Annotated in this window: 21 protein-coding genes; 8 read left to right on the plus strand and 13 right to left on the minus strand. The window is 57.3% G+C overall.

Annotated elements, in window-relative coordinates; genetic code table 11:
* From fghA to mbfA, 3 genes are all read right to left on the minus strand, one after another.
* The gene (fghA, locus tag EBB79_RS00350) at window positions 1-834 is read right to left on the minus strand and encodes an S-formylglutathione hydrolase (protein ID WP_127746932.1); all 834 of its coding nucleotides are present in this window, start codon (window positions 832-834) and stop codon (window positions 1-3) included.
* Window positions 835-961: 127 nt separating this feature from the next.
* Window positions 962-1,903 carry an AEC family transporter gene (locus EBB79_RS00355; RefSeq protein ID WP_127746933.1) on the minus strand — a complete coding sequence of 314 codons (942 nt, stop codon included), beginning with the start codon at window positions 1,901-1,903 and terminating at the stop codon, window positions 962-964.
* Between the two features lie 339 nt (window positions 1,904-2,242).
* Complete coding sequence (mbfA, locus tag EBB79_RS00360; protein WP_127746934.1) at window positions 2,243-3,217, minus strand: iron exporter MbfA; 975 nt, start codon at window positions 3,215-3,217, stop codon at window positions 2,243-2,245.
* A 139-nt stretch (window positions 3,218-3,356) separates the two neighbouring features.
* On the opposite strand from mbfA, the gene EBB79_RS00365 reads away from it, so the two are divergent.
* Window positions 3,357-3,974 (plus strand): TetR/AcrR family transcriptional regulator, encoded by a 618-nt coding sequence (locus EBB79_RS00365; protein ID WP_127746935.1) that lies wholly within the window; start codon window positions 3,357-3,359, stop codon window positions 3,972-3,974.
* Window positions 3,975-4,001: 27 nt separating this feature from the next.
* Here EBB79_RS00365 and EBB79_RS00370 read toward each other — a convergent pair whose 3' ends face one another.
* Complete coding sequence (locus EBB79_RS00370) at window positions 4,002-4,490, minus strand: c-type cytochrome (protein WP_238704965.1); 489 nt, start codon at window positions 4,488-4,490, stop codon at window positions 4,002-4,004.
* A gap of 133 nt (window positions 4,491-4,623) precedes the next feature.
* Here EBB79_RS00370 and EBB79_RS00375 point away from each other — a divergent pair, with 133 nt between their 5' ends.
* The 3 genes from EBB79_RS00375 (at window position 4,624) to EBB79_RS00385 (ending at window position 7,533) form a co-directional block, all read left to right on the plus strand.
* A complete protein-coding gene (locus EBB79_RS00375) occupies window positions 4,624-6,303 on the plus strand; it encodes a Y-family DNA polymerase (RefSeq protein ID WP_127746937.1) in 1,680 nt (559 codons plus the stop codon).
* Between the two features lie 64 nt (window positions 6,304-6,367).
* Window positions 6,368-7,057 carry an ArsR/SmtB family transcription factor gene (locus EBB79_RS00380; protein ID WP_127746938.1) on the plus strand — a complete coding sequence of 230 codons (690 nt, stop codon included), beginning with the start codon at window positions 6,368-6,370 and terminating at the stop codon, window positions 7,055-7,057.
* Between the two features lie 131 nt (window positions 7,058-7,188).
* Window positions 7,189-7,533, plus strand: a complete 345-nt coding sequence (locus tag EBB79_RS00385; RefSeq protein ID WP_127746939.1) for a DUF2794 domain-containing protein — start codon at window positions 7,189-7,191, stop codon at window positions 7,531-7,533.
* A 10-nt stretch (window positions 7,534-7,543) separates the two neighbouring features.
* Here EBB79_RS00385 and EBB79_RS00390 read toward each other — a convergent pair whose 3' ends face one another.
* From EBB79_RS00390 to EBB79_RS00400, 3 genes are all read right to left on the minus strand, one after another.
* A complete protein-coding gene (locus EBB79_RS00390) occupies window positions 7,544-8,287 on the minus strand; it encodes a C40 family peptidase (protein ID WP_127746940.1) in 744 nt (247 codons plus the stop codon).
* Window positions 8,284-9,666, minus strand: a complete 1,383-nt coding sequence (locus EBB79_RS00395; protein WP_127746941.1) for a leucyl aminopeptidase family protein — start codon at window positions 9,664-9,666, stop codon at window positions 8,284-8,286. The genes EBB79_RS00390 and EBB79_RS00395 overlap by 4 nt, the downstream gene beginning before the upstream one ends.
* Window positions 9,667-9,758: 92 nt before the next feature.
* Complete coding sequence (locus EBB79_RS00400) at window positions 9,759-10,118, minus strand: hypothetical protein (RefSeq protein ID WP_164860852.1); 360 nt, start codon at window positions 10,116-10,118, stop codon at window positions 9,759-9,761.
* A gap of 176 nt (window positions 10,119-10,294) precedes the next feature.
* Between EBB79_RS00400 and EBB79_RS00405 the strand changes: the two genes are divergently transcribed.
* Window positions 10,295-10,945: a carbonic anhydrase gene (locus tag EBB79_RS00405; protein ID WP_127746942.1), complete on the plus strand. Its 651-nt coding sequence runs from the start codon at window positions 10,295-10,297 to the stop codon at window positions 10,943-10,945.
* Here the strand turns inward: EBB79_RS00405 and EBB79_RS00410 are convergent.
* A complete protein-coding gene (locus EBB79_RS00410; protein ID WP_127746943.1) occupies window positions 10,932-12,098 on the minus strand; it encodes a DUF3095 domain-containing protein in 1,167 nt (388 codons plus the stop codon). The genes EBB79_RS00405 and EBB79_RS00410 overlap by 14 nt on opposite strands.
* 225 nt (window positions 12,099-12,323) lie before the next feature.
* Here EBB79_RS00410 and EBB79_RS00415 point away from each other — a divergent pair, with 225 nt between their 5' ends.
* The 3 genes from EBB79_RS00415 to EBB79_RS00425 all read left to right on the plus strand — a co-directional run bounded on the left by EBB79_RS00415 (window position 12,324) and on the right by EBB79_RS00425 (window position 15,854).
* Window positions 12,324-13,346: an aspartate-semialdehyde dehydrogenase gene (locus EBB79_RS00415; protein ID WP_127746944.1), complete on the plus strand. Its 1,023-nt coding sequence runs from the start codon at window positions 12,324-12,326 to the stop codon at window positions 13,344-13,346.
* A gap of 313 nt (window positions 13,347-13,659) precedes the next feature.
* Window positions 13,660-13,995 (plus strand): hypothetical protein, encoded by a 336-nt coding sequence (locus EBB79_RS00420; RefSeq protein WP_127746945.1) that lies wholly within the window; start codon window positions 13,660-13,662, stop codon window positions 13,993-13,995.
* A gap of 236 nt (window positions 13,996-14,231) precedes the next feature.
* Window positions 14,232-15,854 (plus strand): DUF4139 domain-containing protein, encoded by a 1,623-nt coding sequence (locus EBB79_RS00425; RefSeq protein ID WP_127746946.1) that lies wholly within the window; start codon window positions 14,232-14,234, stop codon window positions 15,852-15,854.
* A gap of 44 nt (window positions 15,855-15,898) precedes the next feature.
* Here the strand turns inward: EBB79_RS00425 and EBB79_RS00430 are convergent, their stop codons facing one another.
* The 5 genes from EBB79_RS00430 to hpaD form a co-directional block, all read right to left on the minus strand.
* Complete coding sequence (locus EBB79_RS00430; RefSeq protein ID WP_127746947.1) at window positions 15,899-16,669, minus strand: HpcH/HpaI aldolase family protein; 771 nt, start codon at window positions 16,667-16,669, stop codon at window positions 15,899-15,901.
* 13 nt (window positions 16,670-16,682) lie between these two features.
* A complete protein-coding gene (gene hpaH / locus EBB79_RS00435) occupies window positions 16,683-17,483 on the minus strand; it encodes a 2-oxo-hept-4-ene-1,7-dioate hydratase (protein ID WP_127746948.1) in 801 nt (266 codons plus the stop codon).
* Window positions 17,480-18,361, minus strand: a complete 882-nt coding sequence (locus EBB79_RS00440; RefSeq protein WP_127750822.1) for a fumarylacetoacetate hydrolase family protein — start codon at window positions 18,359-18,361, stop codon at window positions 17,480-17,482. Before EBB79_RS00440 ends, hpaH begins: the two co-directional genes overlap by 4 nt.
* Window positions 18,361-19,773 (minus strand): pyridoxal phosphate-dependent decarboxylase family protein, encoded by a 1,413-nt coding sequence (locus EBB79_RS00445; RefSeq protein ID WP_127746949.1) that lies wholly within the window; start codon window positions 19,771-19,773, stop codon window positions 18,361-18,363. Before EBB79_RS00445 ends, EBB79_RS00440 begins: the two co-directional genes overlap by 1 nt.
* Before the next feature lie 70 nt (window positions 19,774-19,843).
* Window positions 19,844-20,719: a 3,4-dihydroxyphenylacetate 2,3-dioxygenase gene (gene hpaD / locus EBB79_RS00450; protein WP_127746950.1), complete on the minus strand. Its 876-nt coding sequence runs from the start codon at window positions 20,717-20,719 to the stop codon at window positions 19,844-19,846.
* Window positions 20,720-20,745 lie beyond the last annotated feature (26 nt).

Below are 20,745 nucleotides of genomic sequence, written 5' to 3' on the forward strand. Positions count from 1 at the left end.
TCAATCCCGATAAAGCGCGTCGGCGTGAAAGGCGATGTGCTCTTCAATAAAGGAAGAGACAAAGAAATAGCTGTGGTCATAGCCGTCTTGCAGACGCAGCGTGGCCTCTTGCCGACGTTCTGCAACCGCATGGGCAAAGGCCTCGGGCTGCAACAAATCGACGAATTGATCGGTGGTGCCAGTATCGACAAGGATCGGACCATCAAACCCCTGCTTGCGCATCATCAGCGTGGCATCATGGTTGGCCCAGTTCGACTCGTCGTCGCCCAGATAGGCTGTCAGCTGCTTGCGGCCCCAGTCGCTGGCGCTTGGGTTGCTGATCGGCGCAAAAGCCGAGACCGACCGGAACCGCCCAGGCAGCCCCATCGCCAGTGTCAGCGCGCCATGGCCGCCCATAGAATGCCCGGTGATGGCCTGACGGTTCAGATCAACGGCAAACTGGTCGCCCAGCACTGCCGGCAATTCATCTGCAAGATAGGTCCACATGTTAAAGTGAGGCGCCCAGGGGGATTGAGTGGCGTCGACATAGAAACCCGCGCCCTGACCCAAATCATAGGCCTCGTCATCGGCAACGCCCTCGCCACGGGGGCTGGTGTCGGGAAACACCAGTGCGATGCCCTGCTCGGCGGCCCAGGTTTGTGCACCGGCCTTGGTCATGGCGTTTTCATGGTTACAGGTCAGTCCCGACAGATACCACAATACAGGCACTGGACCGTCTGAGGCTTCTGCCGGCAGGAACAGGCCAAAGGTCATATCGCACTGGGTTGCGGTACTGGTGTGCCGATACACACCTTGAGTGCCGCCAAAGGCTTTGTTTTTCGACAGGGTTTCCATAAAAATTCTCCTGAATTGGTTGTCTTACCGCTACCCGGCAGGGGGGCGTGGGTCTAGTGCAAGGGAACACGAACCGTCCAAAAACGCGGTAAATTCGTAGGATTATGGCGAATTGTGCGGATCTGCCTCAGGGGAGGCCCACCAGGGTGCTAACCCAAGAGATCATTAGCGGGACTGATATGATTGATGCCATGGTGGAAAACAGAATCGTTGCTGAAACCCTCTGCGGCGCAACGCCGTAGTGCTGCGCCAGCATATAGACATTTCCCGCCACCGGCAGAGCTGCGGCCGAGATCACCACAGTGGCCGAATAGGCATCCAGCGGCAGCAGCCACAATACTCCGATCGCGACCAAAATTGGGTGGCACACCAGCTTGGCAAAACTGAGCCAGACTGCAATCTGTACGCGTTCGGCTGATTTTCCCGCCAGCGAGGCTCCAATGGCAAATAGTGCCCCCGGCGTGGCCGCGCCGCCGAGAATTGTCAGGAACTCATTGACCGGCGCAGGCAATGGTAGGGCGAAAGCCGACCAGATGAGCCCGCAACAGATCGAAACGATCATTGGGTTCTTGACCAGCCCAGCACTCACCAGTTTGAACGTCGCCAGACCGAGCCCCGACCCCCGATCCGCATTGATCAGGATGACGATCAGTGACGAAAAGACCACGAGATCCACGCTGAGCACCAACATCATCGGCCCGATCGAGGCTTCTCCAAACAGGATCACCATCATCGGCAGACCCAGAAAACCAACATTGCCAATGGCCCCGCACTGGGCCTCAACCGCGGCGGTCTGCATGTCCAAGCCGCGCAGTGCAGCGATCAGCGTGACCAATACATAGACCGCCATGGTTCCAGCCAGATAGCCAATGATCAGCCTTGGATCGAAAATTTCCGCAAAGGACAGGTTGGCCGAAAAGCGGAAGATCATCGCCGATAACGCAAAAAAGAATACAAATTTGGTTAGATAGGCGGTCGCTTCGGGGCTAAAGAAACGGGTCCGCCCAGCCCAATAACCAAGTCCAATAATCGCGAAAAAGGGCAGTGTTCTAAAAAAGATCTCTATCATACGGCCAGTGGTATCCCGCTCCGAAGCAAAGGCATAGTTCAATTCGGCCTTTATCGGTGTTCCAGGCGCTCAATTCTTGAGCTATTTAGATCCGACGCTCCCGCCCGTCGTCGGTCTCCTGACGGAGACGCTTCTCCCGTTGGGCCCGGCGCCATGCTTGCGCATGGCGGGTCATTATCGCCACTGTCTTGCAAGGGCCGCCGGGTAAAATCTCAGCGAGCTGATTTCTTTTTGACGAATATACTCCGGGGTCCGGGGCTGGCCCCGGCTGCGCCGCACTTGCGCGGCGCCATGCCCAAGTTCACAAGGTGTGAACGCGGGAGACTTTGGATTGAGGTGCTAGCCACTGCCGATTAACACTCCGGCACCGAGAACCAGTGCGCCGCCCAGTACGACCTGTAATGCGGCGCGCCAAAAAGGGGTCTCCATGTATCTGTTTTGTATCCAGGCAATAGCCCAGAGTTCAACAAAAACCACGGCGATTGCCAAGCCTGTGGCGGTCCGAAAATCTGTTATCAGATAGGGTAAGGCATGGCCCAGCCCGCCGACCGTGGTCATCACGCCCGATGCGAATCCTCGTTTGAAAGGAGAACCGCGTCCGGACAAGGCGCCATCGTCCGAGGCGGCCTCGGTGAAGCCCATCGAAATCCCGGCGCCAACTGAGGCCGCTATGCCGACCAAAAAGGTGGTCCAGGTATCCTGGGTCGCAAATGCAACGGCAAAGATCGGCGCCAGCGTGGACACCGAACCATCCATCAACCCGGCCAATCCCGGCTGAACCCAGGTCAGGATAAATTGTCGCCGCGCAGTATCATCCTCTTTTGCCAATGTGTCTTCGTTCAGGTGGTCCCGTTCCAGCCCCTCGGCTGTCGCTTGATGCCCGGCTTCTTCGGCCGCCAGATCCCCGAGCAGTTTACGGGTCTCGGCATCTTGGCTGCGTGCGGCGGCCGCCAGATAGAAACGCTCGGCATTTCGTTCCATCGCTTTGGCTTCGTCACGCATCCGTTCCAGGCTGAGGCTGTTTTGCAACCAGATCGGCCGACGGGCGTAAAACCCTGTCACGTGTTCACGGCGAATCAGCGGAATGGAGGGGCCAAAGCGATCCTGATGCAGCGCGATCAACAGGGTGCGGTGATGGTCCTCTTCGCTGGCCATGCCCTCAAACACGGCCGCCGTGGCGGGGAATTCATTGCGCATGCGCTCTGCGAAGCCACGAAATATCTGTGCGTCGTCTTCTTCGGATGAGATCGCCAGGGCGATGATTTCCTGCTCGTTCAAATCGGAAAACCGTTTGCGGTGTGAAAAAAGACGCATGCTGACCCTCATAATTAGAATGATTCTAAATACCATTTTTATCAGATGGCACAAGACTGCGTGAGGGTGGTTGTTGAATATGGGGTCGGCGGGTTAAGTTGCCTCCCAAGACATTGGCCCGCGTCCTGAAGGAACTTATATGAATCAGCCAGCCACTATTCTACGGACCGGCCGCAAATTTGATCAGGTGCTGGAAGGCGCCCGCGACGTGTTTATGGCGGATGGGTTCGAAGGGGCGAGTGTTGACGATATTGCACGTGCTGCGGGAGTGTCCAAGGCGACATTGTACAGTTACTTTCCGGACAAACGTTTGCTGTTTATGGAGGTCGCGCGCCATGAGTGTGACCGCCAGGCTGGCGCAACGGTGGACATGATCGAGACCTGCTGCTCACCGCAACAGGTTTTGCAGGTTGCGGCGCGCCATATCCTGAGTGTTCTGTTGTCGGACTTTGGGCAAAAGATGTTCCGCATCTGTGTGGCCGAGGCAGAACGGTTTCCGGATCTTGGGCGCCAGTTCTATGAAAGTGGTCCCATGGTGGTCCGGGCAAGGATCAGGGAATACCTGGAGCAGGCCACTGAGCGTGGCGAGCTGAGAATTGATGATTTCGATCTTGCTGCGGATCAACTGGCCGAGTTGTGCAAGGCAGACCTGTTCCCGCGTCTGATGTTCAATATTGATACTGATTTCACCGAGGCAGACCGAAATCGGGTCACCAAAGGCGCTGTTGAAACCTTCCTGGCCCGGTATGGCGTCTAAAGCGGTCTTAGGTTCGTGTTCTCAGCGCTAGTGTGTAATGAACTCGTTCGGCTTCACTCGAAATCGGTCATGACAACTCAAACAGCTGTGCAGCACGTTGGGCAGGGTGCGACGTAACCCGTTAAGTGAATTGACGTTGAGCTGTCTGGCGGCTTGTTCTGAAGTGTCTGCGCGGGCGCGAAAATCGTCCCAATAGGTCCAGATTTCGGGGCGGGCGTTTGACAGCGGATCCTGATGTGGTTTCTTGAAAAGCCGCGATATGCGGCCGCTGGTCTGGGTCAATACGCGCCGTGCCGCACGGGCATTGTTTGCGTTAAACGTCATGCGTCCGGCCATCATATCAATCAGGGTGGTCACCGCATCCTGGGCGGATAGCATCTGGGCGACACGTTTCTTTACACCCTTATTGGTGATTTGTTCCTGCGCGGTAACGGCAGGCGCAGTCAGAGCCAGCGTTAGGGCCAGTGTCAGGGCCAGAATAGCAGCCGTTGTGAAGTGGAAAAGCCGGTGGCTCACAATTGATCCCCCCGGCTGAGGAGTGCCATTGACCGAATCGAATAAATGGAACAAAAAGAGAACATGCGTCATCCTGCCTATGATCGTACCCCAACATTATCACCTCACGCCAGAAGTCTGCACATAGCCCACCATGTCTCATCGTCGTATTCTGTCGCTCTGGTTTCCGCGTTTAGGTGCTGAACGCATCATGCGGGCAAAACGGGGTGGCATGGCCGGGCCGCTGGCTGTGATCGAGGAACTATCCAACACCCAGGTTATTTCTGCGTTAAATAATGCGGCTGTTTCCGAAGGCCTGTGGGTTGGACAACCAGTACGCGATGCGCATGCCATGTGCGGGCACCTGCTGACGCGCAGTCGCAACATCCCTGCCGAAGGGGCTTTTCTGACGGCGCTACAGCGCTGGGCGGGTAAATATAGTCCCTGGGTGGCGGAACAGGCTCCGGATGGGTTGGTGATTGATTTGACCGGCTGCGCACATCTGTTTGGTGGCGAGTCCGGGATGCTGACCCAGGTCGAAGAAGATTGCACCGACATGGGGCTTAGCGTGCAGCTGGGCATGGCCGATACCTTAGGTGCGGCCTGGGCCTTGGCCCGCTATGCCGGGGTGCAGGCGGGGTCAGACCGGTCGGGGGATGCTATCTCGCAAGAAGCGCGCGCGACCCGGGCCCGTGCGCAAAAACGTACGCCAAAAGACAGTGCCAAGCGGCGTCATTGGACCCGCGGTGGTGCTGCGCCGCAGACGGTGACCTTGCCACATGGGGTGGCGCGGATTGCTGAACCGGGACAGACCTATGGCGCACTTGCGCCACTGCCCGTGGCGGCGCTGCGGCTAGAGGGCACGATGGTGTCCCAGTTGAACCGCCTGGGCCTGCGCCAGATTGGTGAATTGATGGACCAGCCCCGCGCCAGCCTGGCCCGTCGGTTTGGTCGTGGGTTGGTGATGCGGCTGGATCAGGCCATGGGCAGCGCCCCTGAACCGGTCTCACCCGGCAGCGCTCCGGATCATTTCGCAGTGCGGCTGACCTTGCCCGAACCCATTGGGTTGATTGATGACCTGATGGCTGGGGTTGATCGCATGTTACCGCGCTTGTGTGCCCGCCTAGAGGCGCGTGGCAAGGGGGTGCGCAGCCTGCGGCTTGAGGCGCATCGCACGGATCAGGCCGCCGAGGTGGTGGTGGTTGGTCTGGCCCGCCCGCTGCGCGACCCGGCCCGCATTCGACCGCTGTTGGAAATGAAGCTGGACCAGATAGATGCGGGTTTTGGCATCGATATGCTGCGGCTTGAGGCGCTGCAGGTTGAACCGATCCACGCGCGCACGGTGGCGGGGCATGTGCAGGCCGGGGCGGTGGCACAGCAGCGGGCAGACGGCGGCACTGGGCTTGAAGATCTGATTGGCCGTCTGGGTGCGCGGGTCGGGCTAGAGGCGATCACCCGCTACCATCCGGTCGACACCCACATCCCGGAAAAAACGGCCAAGGTTCTGGCTGCCGCCTGGTCCGAACCTGCTGAAAATTGGCCCGCTGCACCGCAGTCACGGCCGTTGTTGCTGTGGCCTCCGGAACTGGTCAACGCCAGTGACGGCCCGGTGTTGTCAGTCCAGTTTCGCTGGCGCGGGCAGGACTGGCAGCTGGCCCAGGCGCGCGGACCCGAACGGATCGCTCCGGAGTGGTGGCTGGATGACCCCAACTGGCGCAATGGGGTGCGGGATTATTGGGTGGTGGTGACCTCATCCGGGGCGCGGCTGTGGTTATTTTATGCGCATGGCGGTGGGTTGTCGGCGGGCTGGTTCTGTCAGGGCAGCTTTGCCTGATGGTTCGCTGCGCGGCGAAGCGTTTTTGATAGGGTCGCAGCCCAGCCCGCGTTAGAGTGGTGCCATGATAACACCTCGATTTGATATTCTGGGCCAGGCCATCAGCGACGCCAGCCGCACTCGCATGCTCTGCGAGCTGATGGAGGGACGCGCCTATACCAACAAAGAGCTGGCCAGCGCCGCCGGCATCACCCCACAAACTGCCACTGCGCATTTGCGGATGTTGCAGGATGCCGGGCTGGTTTTGGCCGAAAAAAGTGGCCGCTGCGTTTATCACCGCCTGGCCAGTCCTGAGGTCGCCCAGGCACTGGAGCAACTGGCGGCAATTGCGCCGGCGGACAGTCTGTACCGCAATCAACAGCGCAAGGCTGGCGAACTGGCCACAGTGCGCAGTTGCTACGATCATCTCGCCGGCCCATTGGCGGTTGCCTTGACCAAGGCGTTCCTAACCCGCGGGATGCTGGTCGAGGACAACGGCGGGTATCGCGCGGTAACGTCCGACCTGTGGCACCGGATCGGGGTGGTCCTACCTGATCGCGTCGGGCGGCAGCCCTTTGTCCGGCCCTGTCTGGACTGGACTGAACGCCAGCCCCATGTGGCAGGGCCACTGGGACGGCAAATCCTGAACCACGGAATGGATCTGGGGTGGCTACAGCGACATGCCCATAAACGCGGACTATTGCTGACGGCACCGGGGCGGACGGCGTATGATCAGATCCTGGATTTTCGCCCTGCCGAGATGGCCTCTGGATAGTCTGACGCCCCATTGCAGGATTGCGGCTCCCATCCGGGCAGCGACCGCTTGGAGGCGACTGCATGGGTTCGGATTTATCTGGAAACGCAAACAGACTTGATTTGTTCAGCGATAGCGACGAGTCTGAGCGCATGAGTTTTCAACAAAAACCGACGTTACCCAGCCCCATTGCCCCCCAACAGGTTGCCTTTGACAGGCGCGAACTTTCTGTAATCATGGCCCTGTACGGACGTATGGTTGCCGCAGGTGAGTGGCGCGATTATGGGATTTCCTGCTTGCGCGACCTGGCTGTGTTCTCGGTTTATAAACGCACCGCTGAACACCCGCTTTACCGGATCGAAAAACGCCCGAAACTGCGCCATCGGCAGGGGATGTATTCTGTGGTCAGTATGGACGGACAGATATTGAAACGCGGGCACGAGCTGAAAACGGTCCTTCGAGTGCTGGAACGCCAGTTGATCCGCGCGGTAAAGTAGCGGCTGAAATCTAGGTCAATCGCTTATGCGCTGTCACCGGGCCGTCGCCCTGTGCCAGAATCCTGTCGATAGCGGGCTGTAGCGGCTCCACTGCCACCGCCATGTGAAACGCATTTGCATGGATCAGTGTTTCACTGTCCCGTACAAAGGCAACATGACCTTTCCAGAACAACAGGTCCCCACGCAGATAATTGCTGCCTTTGGGCGAGGCATAATTGCCCAATGCCCGTTCTTGCGGGCCGCTGTCGCCGGGGCAAGGGATACCGCAGGCCAGCAGCGACGCCTGCACCAGACCGGAGCAATCAATGCCCAACCGGCTGTTGCCACCCCATAGGTACGGCGTACCCAGAAACACTTCGGCCACCGCAACCGGGTCAGTCATCTGTGTTTCAAGCGGCGACAGATGTGAGCTGGGGATGAAGCCCTCTGAGGTCTCAGTAAAGCGATCACCCTGAGACAGCACCTGTACCCGACTGCCAAAGCTCAGGCTGCGCAGGTCGGCGGATTTGAAATCCGGCTGCGTGTACACATGGGTTGCCAGCGCGCTGACCCAATGGGTGGTCGGGGCCGGTGCCCCCAGCGCCACGTTTGGCACATAGCCGGTATAGCCGTCCTTGGCCGCGATAACCTGTGACCAGCCGCCTTTTTCACCTTCTACAGTAACCTGTTCTCCCCAGATTAACTGCCGTTCGCGTGGGCCGTCTGGTTGACCCAGTAGGTCAACCACAGGCTGGATGATCTGCTGGCTGCTCATAGGTCCAGCATTTTAGGCAGTGCCGCAAACAGGGCCCGCGCGCCCTGACCGGCGCCGCCCTTGGGCCGGGCAGGGGCCGCAGTTGGGTTCCATCCATAGATGTCAAAATGGATATAGCGACTTTCGCCTGCAAACCGGCGCAGGAACAGCGCAGCGGTGATGGAACCGGCAAAGCCACCCGACGGCGCATTGTCGAGATCGGCAATGCCGGGTTCGATCTTGGCCTCATAGGGGGTGTGGAACGGCAACCGCCAAGCCGGATCGGCACTGGCATTAGCCACCAAGGACAGCGCGGCTGCGTCATCTTCGTTGTCGGTAAAAAACGGCGCCAGGTCCGGCCCAACCGCCACCCGCGCTGCCCCAGTCAGGGTCGCCATCGAAATCAGCAGATCCGGCTTGTCCTCATCCGCCAGTGTCAGCGCATCGGCCAGCACCAGACGCCCCTCGGCATCGGTATTGTTGATCTCAACCGTCAGCCCCTTCCGCGATGTGAGCACGTCGCCGGGACGGAATGCTGAGCCTGAAACCGAATTCTCGACTGCCGGGATCAGTACCCGCAATTGCAGTGGCAGCCCCGCAGTCATGATCATTCGGGCCAGACCCAGCACCGTGGCCGCGCCGCCCATATCCTTTTTCATCAATCCCATGCTGGCACCGGGTTTCAGGTTCAAACCACCCGTGTCAAAACACACACCTTTACCTACCAGGGTCAGCTTGGGGCCTGATGTCCCCCATGTCATGTCAATCAGCCGGGGTCGCCGATCCGAGGCCCGCCCAACGGCATGGATCATTGGCAGGTTCTGGTCCAACAGGGCGGCGTCCTCAATGACCGAGAAAGACGCATCAAATTGTTGGGCTAGCGTTTCGGCAGCGGCCTGCAGCTCATCCGGCCCCATGTCCGAGGCTGGCGTATTGATAAGATCCCGAGTCAGACATTCTGCAGAGGCCAGTGATTCGATAGCCGCGGACTCAATGTTTTCGGGGGCCACCAGTGCGGCGTTCATCTCACTCTGGCTGTGGTAACGGCCAAAGCGATAGCCGCTTAGCAACCAGCCAAGGCATTCAGTCTCCAGCGCATTTTGATCCAACCCCGAGGCAATCGCATAAATACCCTTGGGAAGTTTCTCGGCTGCTGCGGCCAGCACAAACCGGCGGCGGGCCCGTTGCGTGGGGGTGCCATAACCGGCCAGTGCCATGTCAGGTTTGCCATCACCTCCCGGGATCAGCAGCACCTGACCGCAAGCGCCAGTAAATCCATTGGCCTGCGCCCAGTCCGCAACATATCCCGGTTGTTGTTGCAGCCAGTCTTTGCAGGAATTTTGTTCAATGACATGCAGCGGCAAAGCAGCATCCGAAGGCGGGGCAAAGACAGGTGGCATCACAATACTCCGGATGTGGGGACAATATAGTCCCAGAGTATCTGGCGCCACGCCGTCTGCAAGCCCTGCCTGCTGGATTATGTTGTGTTAAATCATACCGAGAGGTCTTGCTGCTCCCACACGGCAGTCAGCGACCGCTCTCCGACGCGCAACAGTCGGAACAAAGTTGCGGCAATGGCTGGATTGTCGTCGAGATCAATTGCGTCGGTCACATCGCCTGCGATCTGGGCCATGGCACTCATGCCGATCTGATCGGCAATGGCGACCAGGGACCGCGCGCTTTTGCGTAGATTTGGCAGATCAGATTGCCGCCACAGACGCTCACAGTGCGACAGCCGAACGGCCAGTTCCTCGATGGCGCGGCAGACCACGTCTTCCGCTCCGGCTTCACCCAGCTGAGCGTATAGATCATTCAATTTTCCCGGATCAAGCCGGACCGCTTCGTTGTGCATTACTGTTAGAATATTAGCCACTAGAGATCACCCCAAAATTTCTGTGCCCCCACGGCACGGGACAAACATTGCGTTCTAGTGGTTTTCAAAAGGTTTCTGTGGGGTGATCATATCTCTCGAATTTGCTAACAATACAGGATAATAGCCCAGCGAACTATAAACTCAGGGATCGAAATATGGAATTTGCCAAGCCACTGCCCGGTTATCTTGTGACACGCTATCACGGCTGGAAAGCCACATCCTATGAGGAAAATAAGGGGTGGTACCGCCGTTTAGCTACCGAAGGACAGCGTCCGCGCGCCATGGTTATCTCGTGTTGCGACAGTCGTGTACACGTGACGTCGATCTTCGGAGCAGACCAGGGAGAGTTCTTTATACATAGAAATATCGCTAATTTGGTTCCACCTTTTCAGCCAGATGGCGACCATCACGGCACCAGTGCGACGGTAGAATACGCTGTGACTGTGTTGAAGGTGGCACATTTGATCGTTTTGGGGCACTCGCAGTGTGGCGGAGTCGAAGGGTGCGTTAACATGTGTAACGGCCACGCCCCCGAATTAGAGGCCAAAGACAGCTTTGTTGGTCGCTGGATGGATATCCTGAAACCCAAATATGAACTGGTTCGCGATATCGAAGATAAAGAAGAGCAGCTAAGACAGTTGGAAAAGCAGGCGGTTGTCGCATCGCTTGAAAACCTGATGAGCTTTCCTTTTGTCGAAAAGGCAGTCCAGGCCGGCACATTGAGCCTGCACGGATTGTGGACAGACATCGGCGAAGGTGGGCTGCAATGTTTCGATCCCAAGCGAGAGCTGTTTACTCAGGTCTGACCTCTGCTGGCTGATCCTCGGCTTTGATACGTGCGGCGGCACTGGTATATCCACCCGCCGCACCGTCTACAAAATGTACATGATCGTCTCGCGTGGCCGAGGGTACGATACATGTGACCATGGCCTCGTCCTGTTCATGTAGCCCATAGCGGATGTGACCGGCGGTTTTGGCACGTTCCAGCAGGTCGATCAGTTCATTGCGGGTGCCGGAATCGCAGTCGAGGGTCATTTTCAGTCCATCGTCAAATTTTCGAAAATCGGCATTGGCACTTAGCATGGTGCGGTAATGAACCGGATCAAATGATCCGAACGTCCTGCCGCTCCACATCATCAGCCCGGTCACGGCTGTAGTCACCATTAAGCGCAATTTTCGTAGTGCCAGCAACGTAGTGCCACGCGACACATGTGCCTCTAGCGTCAATCCCGGAGGAGGATATCTCAGCGGCGGGCCGCCTCGCGGTACCGGATGACCACTGCGCTCTAATTGTGCGGCCAGCGCCAAAACTTGACTGACCACCTGTGAAAATGCGCTGTCTCCGCCCTTTTGGGGCGGCAGCATCACCAGTGAAATAATGGTGCCATTGCGTGCTTTGATATTGCTCCACCTACAGGACAAACCTGTCAGATCTGGTGGCGTAATATGCACAGAAGGCGGGACAGAAAACCCGTCGGCCTTCATTTGCTGTTCGGCCCAGGCCAGACCTCCACCGTTGAACATGGCATAATCCACGCCTGACGACACCGCATGACGGGCGACCCGAACCTCTAGCCCTTCGGCGCGGATCCATTCGACGGGTAAAAGCGCGGCCCTGAGGTCAACGTCGAATTCCGCACTGACCCAGCTGCGTAAGTGAGACAGAACCTCGTGGCATTTGTCTTTTTCGGTCGAGGGAATCGCAAACGATGCCCCATCGCCGCCGAACACATAGGGAAAGGCCCGACCCTGCATCGCATTGATCAGTGCCGAAATCACCGAGGCGCCAATCATGTTCACGGTCTTATACTGCCCTGTGGCAATAAGCCCGGTCGAGTCGACAATGTCACAACACCCAACCAACCAATCTTGCGGCAACGGAGTGTAGGTTTCTGGCTGAGCCAGGTCAGAGAATTTTTCTCTGCGCGGCAGTTCTTCGTAGAATCTGTGCGTCGTCATCGTTTACCCATGCTGCCATCTGCCCCAGGCAGCCTAGCCAAAATTGGCGCCAGGTCCACATGTTGCCCCCAGACCTGACCGCGATAGGCTGTGAAAAACGGCCAATTTGCCATATATATACGGTGCACACCCGTCCGATGGCGCTTCTGACCTTTCCGACGGGGTGGTTTCCCGATATGAGACCGCAGCCGGTCATTGGGCCGGCCCTTATATTGGAGAGACACTATGGGTTATCGCGTCGCCGTCGTCGGCGCCACGGGCAACGTGGGCCGTGAAATGCTGAATATCCTGGCTGAGCGCCAGTTTCCAGTTGATGAGATTGCCGTTTTGGCAAGTCGGAAATCGCTGGGGACTGAAGTCAGCTTTGGTGAGCGAACTTTGAAAACCCTGGATCTGGATACGTTCGACTTCACCGGATGGGACATTGCCCTCTTTGCGGTTGGGTCCGATGCGACCAAAATCTATGCCCCCAAGGCAGCTGCTGTCGGCTGTGTGGTCATCGATAACTCGTCGCTGTATCGCTACGACATGGACATTCCGCTGATCGTGCCCGAGGTCAACCCCGAGGCAGTTCATGGCTATGCCAAGAAGAACATCATCGCCAACCCCAACTGCTCCACCGCGCAGATGGTTGTCGCGCTGAAGCCGCTGCATGACCGTGCCAAGATCAAACGTGTTGTTGTCTCGACGTATCAATCGGTTTCCGGTTCGGGCAAAGATGCGATTGACGAGCTGTGGAACCAGACCAAGGGCATCTATGTTCCAGGTCAGGAAGTGGCCCCCAAGGTTTACCCCAAGCAGATCGCATTCAACGTGATCCCGCACATTGATGTCTTCCTGGACGATGGGTCCACCAAGGAAGAGTGGAAAATGGTCGCCGAGACCAAAAAGATCATCGACAAAAGCATCAAGGTCACTGCGACCTGTGTGCGTGTTCCGGTCTTTGTTGGCCACGCTGAATCGATCAACATCGAATTCGAAGATTTCCTGGACGAGGACGAAGCCCGCGACATCCTGCGCGAATCACCCGGTATCATGGTCATCGATAAACGCGAAGACGGTGGGTATGTGACGCCGGTGGAATGTGTTGGCGATTTCGCGACCTTCATCAGCCGCATTCGTCAGGACAGCACAATCGATAACGGACTGAATTTATGGTGTGTTTCTGACAACCTGCGCAAAGGTGCGGCCCTGAATGCCGTGCAGATCGCTGAACTTCTGGGACGCGAAGTTCTCAAAAAAGGCTAAGCGAACTATCCATTTGGTTAGGGGCTCTCTCGAAAGAGGGGGCCCTTTTTCATTTGCGTCAATTTTCACGGTACCAAGCGCCCTGTACGTTCAGGGTAGGGTTGCGGACACAGTCGACACGCTCGTTTGACACAAAATGGGTCACTAAATTTCCCGTCGACCACATCTGCAACAAAGATGCATATAACACCATACTTTACGGTGAGTTTCTCATAAAAATAAGGGATTTCTCATGCGTCTTTGGCCAAAGTAAGGCCATATTTTTACGATAAATTAACTTTTGCAAAGTCACTCTGATACCAAGGAGCCCGTCATGTTCGCTAAACACACCATAGAACAGGAAAAGAAAGACCTTCCCTTTAGGCAGTCTGCATGGGCCAACGCCCGGGTCAGCAATCGCTGGAACACGGAAATGGAGGTTTCTTTGCGGACATACCTTTATGATGAATTCGTTAAGGCTCGCAGTTGGTTGGATCTGCGCCGCCGCCTTGTCAGCAAGGGATTTCATCTCAAGCAAGTTGACAACCGGGTTCGCCTAAGAGACGCCTACAGCAACGTAGATATCTGCTCATGCCGTTTCCTCGGGTTTCCATCAGCCCAGTTAACATCCAGATTTGCAGACATGCGGGCTGCACCAGAAATAGATTAGAGTTTTCGCAAGCCGACAGGTAAAAAGATTGGCAATGTGGAAACAACGGGACAGAGCAGGACTGAACGGGCCAAAAAAACAGGCCGAGTTCAGGAGATCAAGCACAAGGAAGCTCTCGGGTTGCTTCCTTGTGCTTTTTCAATTGTGGGGTAGTTTTCTAACGGTCCGCAGCTCACTCTTGTAATATACTTGCAAGCTTGCAAAGTTCTGTCCCAAAGCTATTTGAGGTCATATTTATGCGATATTCATTTTCCTTGCTCGCCCTGTTATCTGCATCAGCAGCCTGGGCCGACACCATTCCCGTTTCAAGCAAGGTGACCGAGGTCACTATGTACCCCGACAGCGCCGCCATTACGCGAGTTGCCAGCTTTGCAATTCCGGCGGGTAAACACCGGTTGGAATTACAGGGCGTGCCAGAGACGGCGATGTTGGAATTATTGCGGATCGATCTGACCGGCGCGCGCCAAATCAGCACCATCTATCGCGATGAATATGCCCCTCCACGTGATTTCACGGACCCAAGGGTCGAAACGGCCGAGGCGCGGATCGATGAGATCGAGCAACGCATTCAGGCGGTCAAGGATGATGCCATGCGGGCAGGTCTTAAGGGGGCAGCGGCCGATGTCTCCATTGGATTTTTGCGACAGCTGGGCAAGAACGAAGGACTGGCCGACGCCGGCCCCGACGCATTGCGTGACATTGCCCGGATGATTTCCCTAGAGGCCGAAACCGCAAGCCAAGCTGCGCTGGATGCCTCGATCAGTGCCCGGCAAATAGAACGCCAGCTGCTGGATCTTGAGGATGAGCTGCGCATCGCTGAGCAGGCACTGGAGGCCATTGATTTAGAAAGTGAGGATCGTGTCTATATCGCGGTCGAAGTAGAGGCCGACGCGGCGAGTGACGGTACGATTGTCCTGAACTATCTGGACGGCGGGCGGAATTCCTGGTCCCCGGCTTATGATCTGAAACTGGAAACGGGTGACATCCCACAGCTGTCAATTGAACGAGGTGCTTTCGTGCGGCAGGGCACCGGCGAAAACTGGACCGATATTACCCTTCACCTGTCGACAGTGGCGCCCATCAGTCAGGTGGAACCCAGTGTATTATACACCAGGTCCCGGCGTATCGAAGAGCCTTTGCCAGAACCGCCTGAATCTGAAATGGGAGCTTATTACGAACCCGTGGTTGAACCCGTAGTTATCGTTGAAGAAGCGGCATCCATGTGGAATGTTGAGGCGGATGGCGCCGGCGTCACCTACAGTTATGGTGCTCCGGTTTCGATCAGCTCGGGGGCGGATATGTTACGCCTTGAACTGGATGTCCTGACCGAGCCGGGCACGCTATTGGCAAGAGCAGTTCCCATGCTGGATAACACAGCCTACCGGGTTATGCGGTTTATCAACATGTCTGGCGAAGAGCTGTTAAACGCTGAATACGCTGCCCGCTACATTGATGGTAAGCTTATTGGCATTGATAGATTCAGCGGCCTTGCGGCGGGTGAGGAAGGCGAAATCGGCTTTGGGTCCATCGACGGACTACAGATCCGCCGTGATACTCTGGGTCAAAGCGAAGGCGGGCGTGGGCTCATTTCGCGTAGCAACCAGCAGGTCCAAAAGGTCGAGATTGAGATCGAGAACCTGACCGATCAGGTCTGGCCGCTACAAGTTCGTGATCGCGTCCCCTATTCGCAACAAGAGGATCTGCAGATCACCTGGTCAGCCACACCACGCCCAACCGAAGAAGATCTGGACAAAAGGCGTGGCATTCTGGCCTGGGATCTGGAAATGGCACCGGGTGAAAATCGCAAAATCCAGCTGGAAACCACACTCAGCTGGCCCGAAGGCATGGTTCTACAATAAAATAGATAATGGAATTCGCCCGGCTGTGCAGCCGGGCGGGGCCGCTACTTGGCCTTCCAATGTGCAGCCAGTGCGCGGGCGGACTGAACCAACAGCAAAACGTCGATGCCCACGGCCAGAAACTGTGCACCCATGTCGAAATAAGACTGCGTAGCCTCCTCGCTGACACCCAGAATTCCCGGCGCTTTGCCCGCTGCGGTGATCTTGGCCAGGGACTCGGCAATCACTTGACGCACTTCAGGATGGGCTGAGTCACCCTGAAAACCCATGTCAGTGGACAGGTCCGCCGGGCCGATGAACACCCCGTCAACGCCATCCACTGTCAGGATCTCGTCCAGCGCTGCAATTCCAGCCCGGTTCTCCACCTGCAGTAAAATACAGATCTCCTGGTCCGCAGTCTGGATATACTCGGTGACCGAGGCAAACCGGCTGGCGCGGGCCGCGCTGGCGCCAACTCCACGGGTTCCATGCGGCGGATATTGGCAAGCCCGCACAATGTCGCGTGCTTGCTCGGCGCTTTCGACCATCGGGATCAGCACCGTTTGCGCTCCGGCATCCAGTGCTTGCTTGATGATCCAGGTCTCGCCCACGGGGACACGCACAACCGCATGGCTGTCCGAGGCCTGCAACGCGATCAGTTGGTCACGGATCGATCGGATATCATTGGCGCCATGCTCACCATCGATGACCAGCCAGTCGAACCCGGCGGTCCCCATGATTTCCGCAGCCGAGCCCTCGGCAAAGCTCAGCCAGCAGCCGATCTGGCGCTCACCATTGGCAAGGGCTTGTTTGAATGTGTTGGTAGCTACGGCCATGGGATACCCTTTTTTAGGCAAACGCGATTTCAACAGAACCAAAAGAGCCAAAATCTGCTGAGATTTCAGCGCCCTTCGGGCATTCGATGGGGCGAATGAACGACCCTGACAGGACGATATCCCCGGCCTCGATCTGTTGTCCATAGCTGGCCATGCGACGCGCCAACCACAAAACGGAAGTGACCGGATCGTTCAGCACCCCAGCCCCCAACCCGGTTTCTTCAACGGTGCCATTGCGACTGACGATGGCACCGGTCCACCGCAGGTCATGAGTGTCGGTGGCATGGCGCTCGGCCCCCAGTACGATACCGGCATTGGCCGCATTGTCGCTGATGGTATCGGTGACAATGCGCGGCTGGCCACTTGCGGGATCCGCGCGCTGGATGCGGGTATCTAGAATCTCCAACGACGGCGTCACCCGGTCGGTTGCCATCAAAACATCCGCGCGCGTGCAATCAGCACCGGCCAGCGGTGCCTTCATGATAAATGCAATCTCGGCCTCGACACGGGGCTGGATGAACCGGCCGGCTGGCACCACAGCCCCATTTTCAAACAGCATGTCATCCAGCAGCACACCGCTGTCGGGGGTGTCAATTTTTAGCGCATCCTGCATGGCGCGGCTGGTCAGGCCGATTTTCCAGCCAATCCGCCGCCGCCCTGTCGCCAGCTTGCGCGCTACCAATGCCTGTTGCACGGCATAGGCATCGTCCAATGTCATGCCGGGGTAACGCAGTGACAGCAAACCGCATTGATGACCGCTCGCCTCGGCCTGAAACAGCGCCTCAGCCGCCTCGCTGTGCTGGTCGGGGGTCATGCTTTCTCCTCGCCAAACTCATCCGTGTCAAATTCATCCTCGACTGTATTGCGCAGGATGCCGATGCCCTCGACCTCAACCTCAACCACATCGCCCGGCACCAGGTATTTCGGTGGATCAAACCGCGCGCCAGCCCCTGTTGGGGTGCCGGTGATAATAATGTCGCCGGGCACCAGCGTGGTAAAGGTCGAGATATAGGCGATCTCTTCGCGGATCGGGAACATCATCCGGTTCAGCGTGTCCTCTTGCCGGACCTCACCATTCACACGGGTCTCGATACGGGCATCATCCAACTGGGCGGCGTCGGTAAAGGGCACCAGCCAGGGGCCAATGGCGCCCGAGTTGTCCCAGTTTTTGCCCTGGGTCACGTTGAATTTGGCATGGCGCACCCAGTCGCGAATGGTGCCCTCATTGCACAATGTCAGGGCGGCGATGTGATCATAGGCGTCTTCGGCTTTGATCCGGCGGCCGCCTTTGCCGATGACAATGGCCACTTCACCCTCATAGTCCAGCGTGTGGTTTTCCGGTGGTCGGATCAGTGACCGGCCGGCCCCGGTAAACGAGCGCGCAAAGCGCGGGAACAGCGACATGTGTTTTGGCGCGGCTGATCCGTCTTTGTATTCCGCATTGCGGTCAGGGAAGTTCACCCCAACACAGAGAATTTTTTCCGGATTGGGCACCGGGATCTCATAGGTGACATCACTGTGGGTGACTGGTTTATCCTGTGCGGCATCCTCAAGTGCAGCCAGACCATCACCGGCAATCACGTCACGCAGGGTGGGCCACTGCGGAAATTCGGGTGACAGGGCAATCATGCCCTCGTCATGCACTGCTCCGTAAAAGACCTCGTCCTTGGCGGTATAGGTGGCAAAACGCATCATGACAGTCCCTTGGCAATTTCTGTGATCACGTCATGGGCCATCATGACGTCGTCTTTGGTGGTTTCAAATTGACCAGCCTGAAAACGGATCACCAGATCCCCGTCGACGCGGGTCTGAGTCAGATAGATCCGGCCATCGTCATTGATCGCATTGACCAGACGCAGGTTCAGATCATCCAGATCACTTGCGCCCTCGGGAGTGTAACGAAAGCTCCACAGCGACCACATCGGCGGCGTCACGATCTCAAAATCCGGTGTCTTGGCCAGTTTATCGTGCAGGTCATTCGACCAGTTGATGTGGTCCCGCAGCCGATTGCGCAGGCCCTCTAGCCCATAGGTGCGCAGAACAAACCAGATCTTCAGCGCCCGAAACCGCCGCCCCAGTGGCACCGACCACTCCGAGTAATTGATGATACCGTCTTTGCCGTGGGTTTTCAGGTATTCCGGCTGAATCGCCAGCGTCCGCACCAGATCGTCCGGGGCTTTCAGGAAATGCGCCGAGCAGTCGAATTGTACGCCAAGCCACTTATGGGGGTTGAACACAATGGAATCGGCGCGCTCAATTCCGGGCCAGTAATGGCGGTATTCCGGGCAGATCATCGCTGAGCCGGCCCAGGCTGCATCAACATGGGAATATAATCCATATTTCTCGGCTACATCCAGACAATCTGATATCGGATCAGTTGCACCTGTGCCGGTGCCGCCTACGCAAAGGATAACCCCGGCTGGCTGCAGGCCCGCAGCCAAATCAGCCTCAATTGCCTCCTCCAGTGCGACGGGGTCCATGCCACGCCAGTCGCCTTTGATGGGTACGCGGATCAGGTTTTGCTGCCCTATACCGGCGACCCAGATGGCGCGATCAATCGAGGTATGAACCTCGGACGAGCAATATATCCGCAAAGGTTTCTGGCTGAACAGCCCTTGCTGGTTGCCCTGCCAGTCCAGAGATTTTTCGCGCATGGTTAGGACAGCGGCCAACGTCGCCGACGACGCTGAATCCTGAATGACACCAGCAAATCCGTCGGGCAGATCCAGCGACTGGCGCAGCCAGTCCATCATCCGGGTTTCCATCTCGGTTGCGGCGGGCGAGGTCTGCCACAGCATGCACTGTGGCGCCAACGCGCTGGTCAGGAATTCAGCCAGAACAGAGGGGGCCGAGGCATTGGCGGCGAAATAGGCAAAGAACCTTGGGTGCTGCCAGTGGGTGATCCCCGGCATGACAATGTCTTCAAAATCGCGAAAGATATTGTCCATCGATTCCGGTGCTTCCGGCGGCAGCACGGGCAGTGCGTTTAGCACATCACCCGGTTCGGTTTGGGCGCGTACAGGACGGTCTCCGACGGTCAGGTGATAATCTTGTGCCCAATCTGCGACCTTGCGGCCCCATTCGGAAAACTCATTCCATTTCATGCTCTTATCCTTTGGTCCGTGCCCGATGCACGGGCTGCATTCTACGTTTGGACGAATGCAGATCTGTGATTTATGCGCCTAATTTCCGAGGTAACTGAACGGGGAAAATGACATTGGTCTGACCGGTGCCCGAGCTGGGAAAATACTCGGTGACCACTTCGCAGTGGCCCGTATATTTGTCCCAACCCAACGCGCCATACAGCATCGCGGTGTCATGCATGGCGCCTTCGCCACAGCATTGATCGGAGTACTCCGGCAGCATCTCCAGGAAGGTGGCGTGGTCGCCGGTCTTCCACATGTCCAGAACCCGCAGATCCATCTGACGGTTGAACTCCGAGGCGATGTTGAAGGTGCCGTTCTTGGGGCCGTAATCCTTGTTCGAGAACATCTTGTGCGACAGCGAACCCGAGGCGATCAGCGCAACTTTACTGTCCGAGGCTTCAACCGCCTCGCGGATCGCCTCGCCCATCAGGCGGCTTTCATCGTGGTCATGAGTGCTGCACCAGGCCGCGACTGAAACCACCTTCATTTTGTGTTTGCGGCTCATGAACCGCATCGGCACCAGCGAGCCATATTCCAGCTCCAGGCTGTCCAATTGGTGCGACAGCGTATAGGCGCCCTTGTCGGATGCGACTTTGGCAATCGCATCACCCAGATCCGGGTTGCCCTCGTAGTCATAGGGCATGTCCTGAATGAACTGCGGGAATTCCGAGGAGGTGAACATGCCTTTGAATTTTGAATTCGCGTTGATGTGAAAGCCGGCGTTGATCATCCAGTGGGTGTCACAGATCACAACGGTATCGGCCCCCAGTTCCTTGGCCCGGCGCGCGATCTCATAGTGTCCGTCAATGGCGGCCTGACGCTTGCCTTTGATCGGGCCTTCCTGCTCTGACATCAGCATGGTCGGAACATGGGTCACTTTGGCGGCGAGAACAATTTCTCCCATGGGTTCTATCTCCTCAACAATTTGAA

It is taken from the genome of Parasedimentitalea marina, from assembly GCF_004006175.1.
GTDB lineage: Bacteria > Pseudomonadota > Alphaproteobacteria > Rhodobacterales > Rhodobacteraceae > Parasedimentitalea > Parasedimentitalea marina.

Coding starts and splice junctions, on each gene's coding strand:
- EBB79_RS00400 (WP_164860852.1), bottom strand. CDS start 10,118: ATGCACAACGAAGCGGTCCGGCTTGATCCGGGAAAATTGAATGATCTA.
- EBB79_RS00375 (WP_127746937.1), top strand. CDS start 4,624: ATGTCTCATCGTCGTATTCTGTCGCTCTGGTTTCCGCGTTTAGGTGCT.
- mbfA (WP_127746934.1), bottom strand. CDS start 3,217: ATGCGTCTTTTTTCACACCGCAAACGGTTTTCCGATTTGAACGAGCAG.
- hpaH (WP_127746948.1), bottom strand. CDS start 17,483: ATGACCCCCGACCAGCACAGCGAGGCGGCTGAGGCGCTGTTTCAGGCC.
- EBB79_RS00385 (WP_127746939.1), top strand. CDS start 7,189: ATGAGTTTTCAACAAAAACCGACGTTACCCAGCCCCATTGCCCCCCAA.
- EBB79_RS00425 (WP_127746946.1), top strand. CDS start 14,232: ATGCGATATTCATTTTCCTTGCTCGCCCTGTTATCTGCATCAGCAGCC.
- EBB79_RS00410 (WP_127746943.1), bottom strand. CDS start 12,098: ATGACGACGCACAGATTCTACGAAGAACTGCCGCGCAGAGAAAAATTC.
- EBB79_RS00405 (WP_127746942.1), top strand. CDS start 10,295: ATGGAATTTGCCAAGCCACTGCCCGGTTATCTTGTGACACGCTATCAC.
- fghA (WP_127746932.1), bottom strand. CDS start 834: ATGGAAACCCTGTCGAAAAACAAAGCCTTTGGCGGCACTCAAGGTGTG.
- EBB79_RS00420 (WP_127746945.1), top strand. CDS start 13,660: ATGTTCGCTAAACACACCATAGAACAGGAAAAGAAAGACCTTCCCTTT.
- EBB79_RS00415 (WP_127746944.1), top strand. CDS start 12,324: ATGGGTTATCGCGTCGCCGTCGTCGGCGCCACGGGCAACGTGGGCCGT.
- hpaD (WP_127746950.1), bottom strand. CDS start 20,719: ATGGGAGAAATTGTTCTCGCCGCCAAAGTGACCCATGTTCCGACCATG.
- EBB79_RS00365 (WP_127746935.1), top strand. CDS start 3,357: ATGAATCAGCCAGCCACTATTCTACGGACCGGCCGCAAATTTGATCAG.
- EBB79_RS00430 (WP_127746947.1), bottom strand. CDS start 16,669: ATGGCCGTAGCTACCAACACATTCAAACAAGCCCTTGCCAATGGTGAG.
- EBB79_RS00355 (WP_127746933.1), bottom strand. CDS start 1,903: ATGATAGAGATCTTTTTTAGAACACTGCCCTTTTTCGCGATTATTGGA.
- EBB79_RS00380 (WP_127746938.1), top strand. CDS start 6,368: ATGATAACACCTCGATTTGATATTCTGGGCCAGGCCATCAGCGACGCC.
- EBB79_RS00390 (WP_127746940.1), bottom strand. CDS start 8,287: ATGAGCAGCCAGCAGATCATCCAGCCTGTGGTTGACCTACTGGGTCAA.
- EBB79_RS00445 (WP_127746949.1), bottom strand. CDS start 19,773: ATGAAATGGAATGAGTTTTCCGAATGGGGCCGCAAGGTCGCAGATTGG.
- EBB79_RS00440 (WP_127750822.1), bottom strand. CDS start 18,361: ATGCGTTTTGCCACCTATACCGCCAAGGACGAGGTCTTTTACGGAGCA.
- EBB79_RS00395 (WP_127746941.1), bottom strand. CDS start 9,666: ATGCCACCTGTCTTTGCCCCGCCTTCGGATGCTGCTTTGCCGCTGCAT.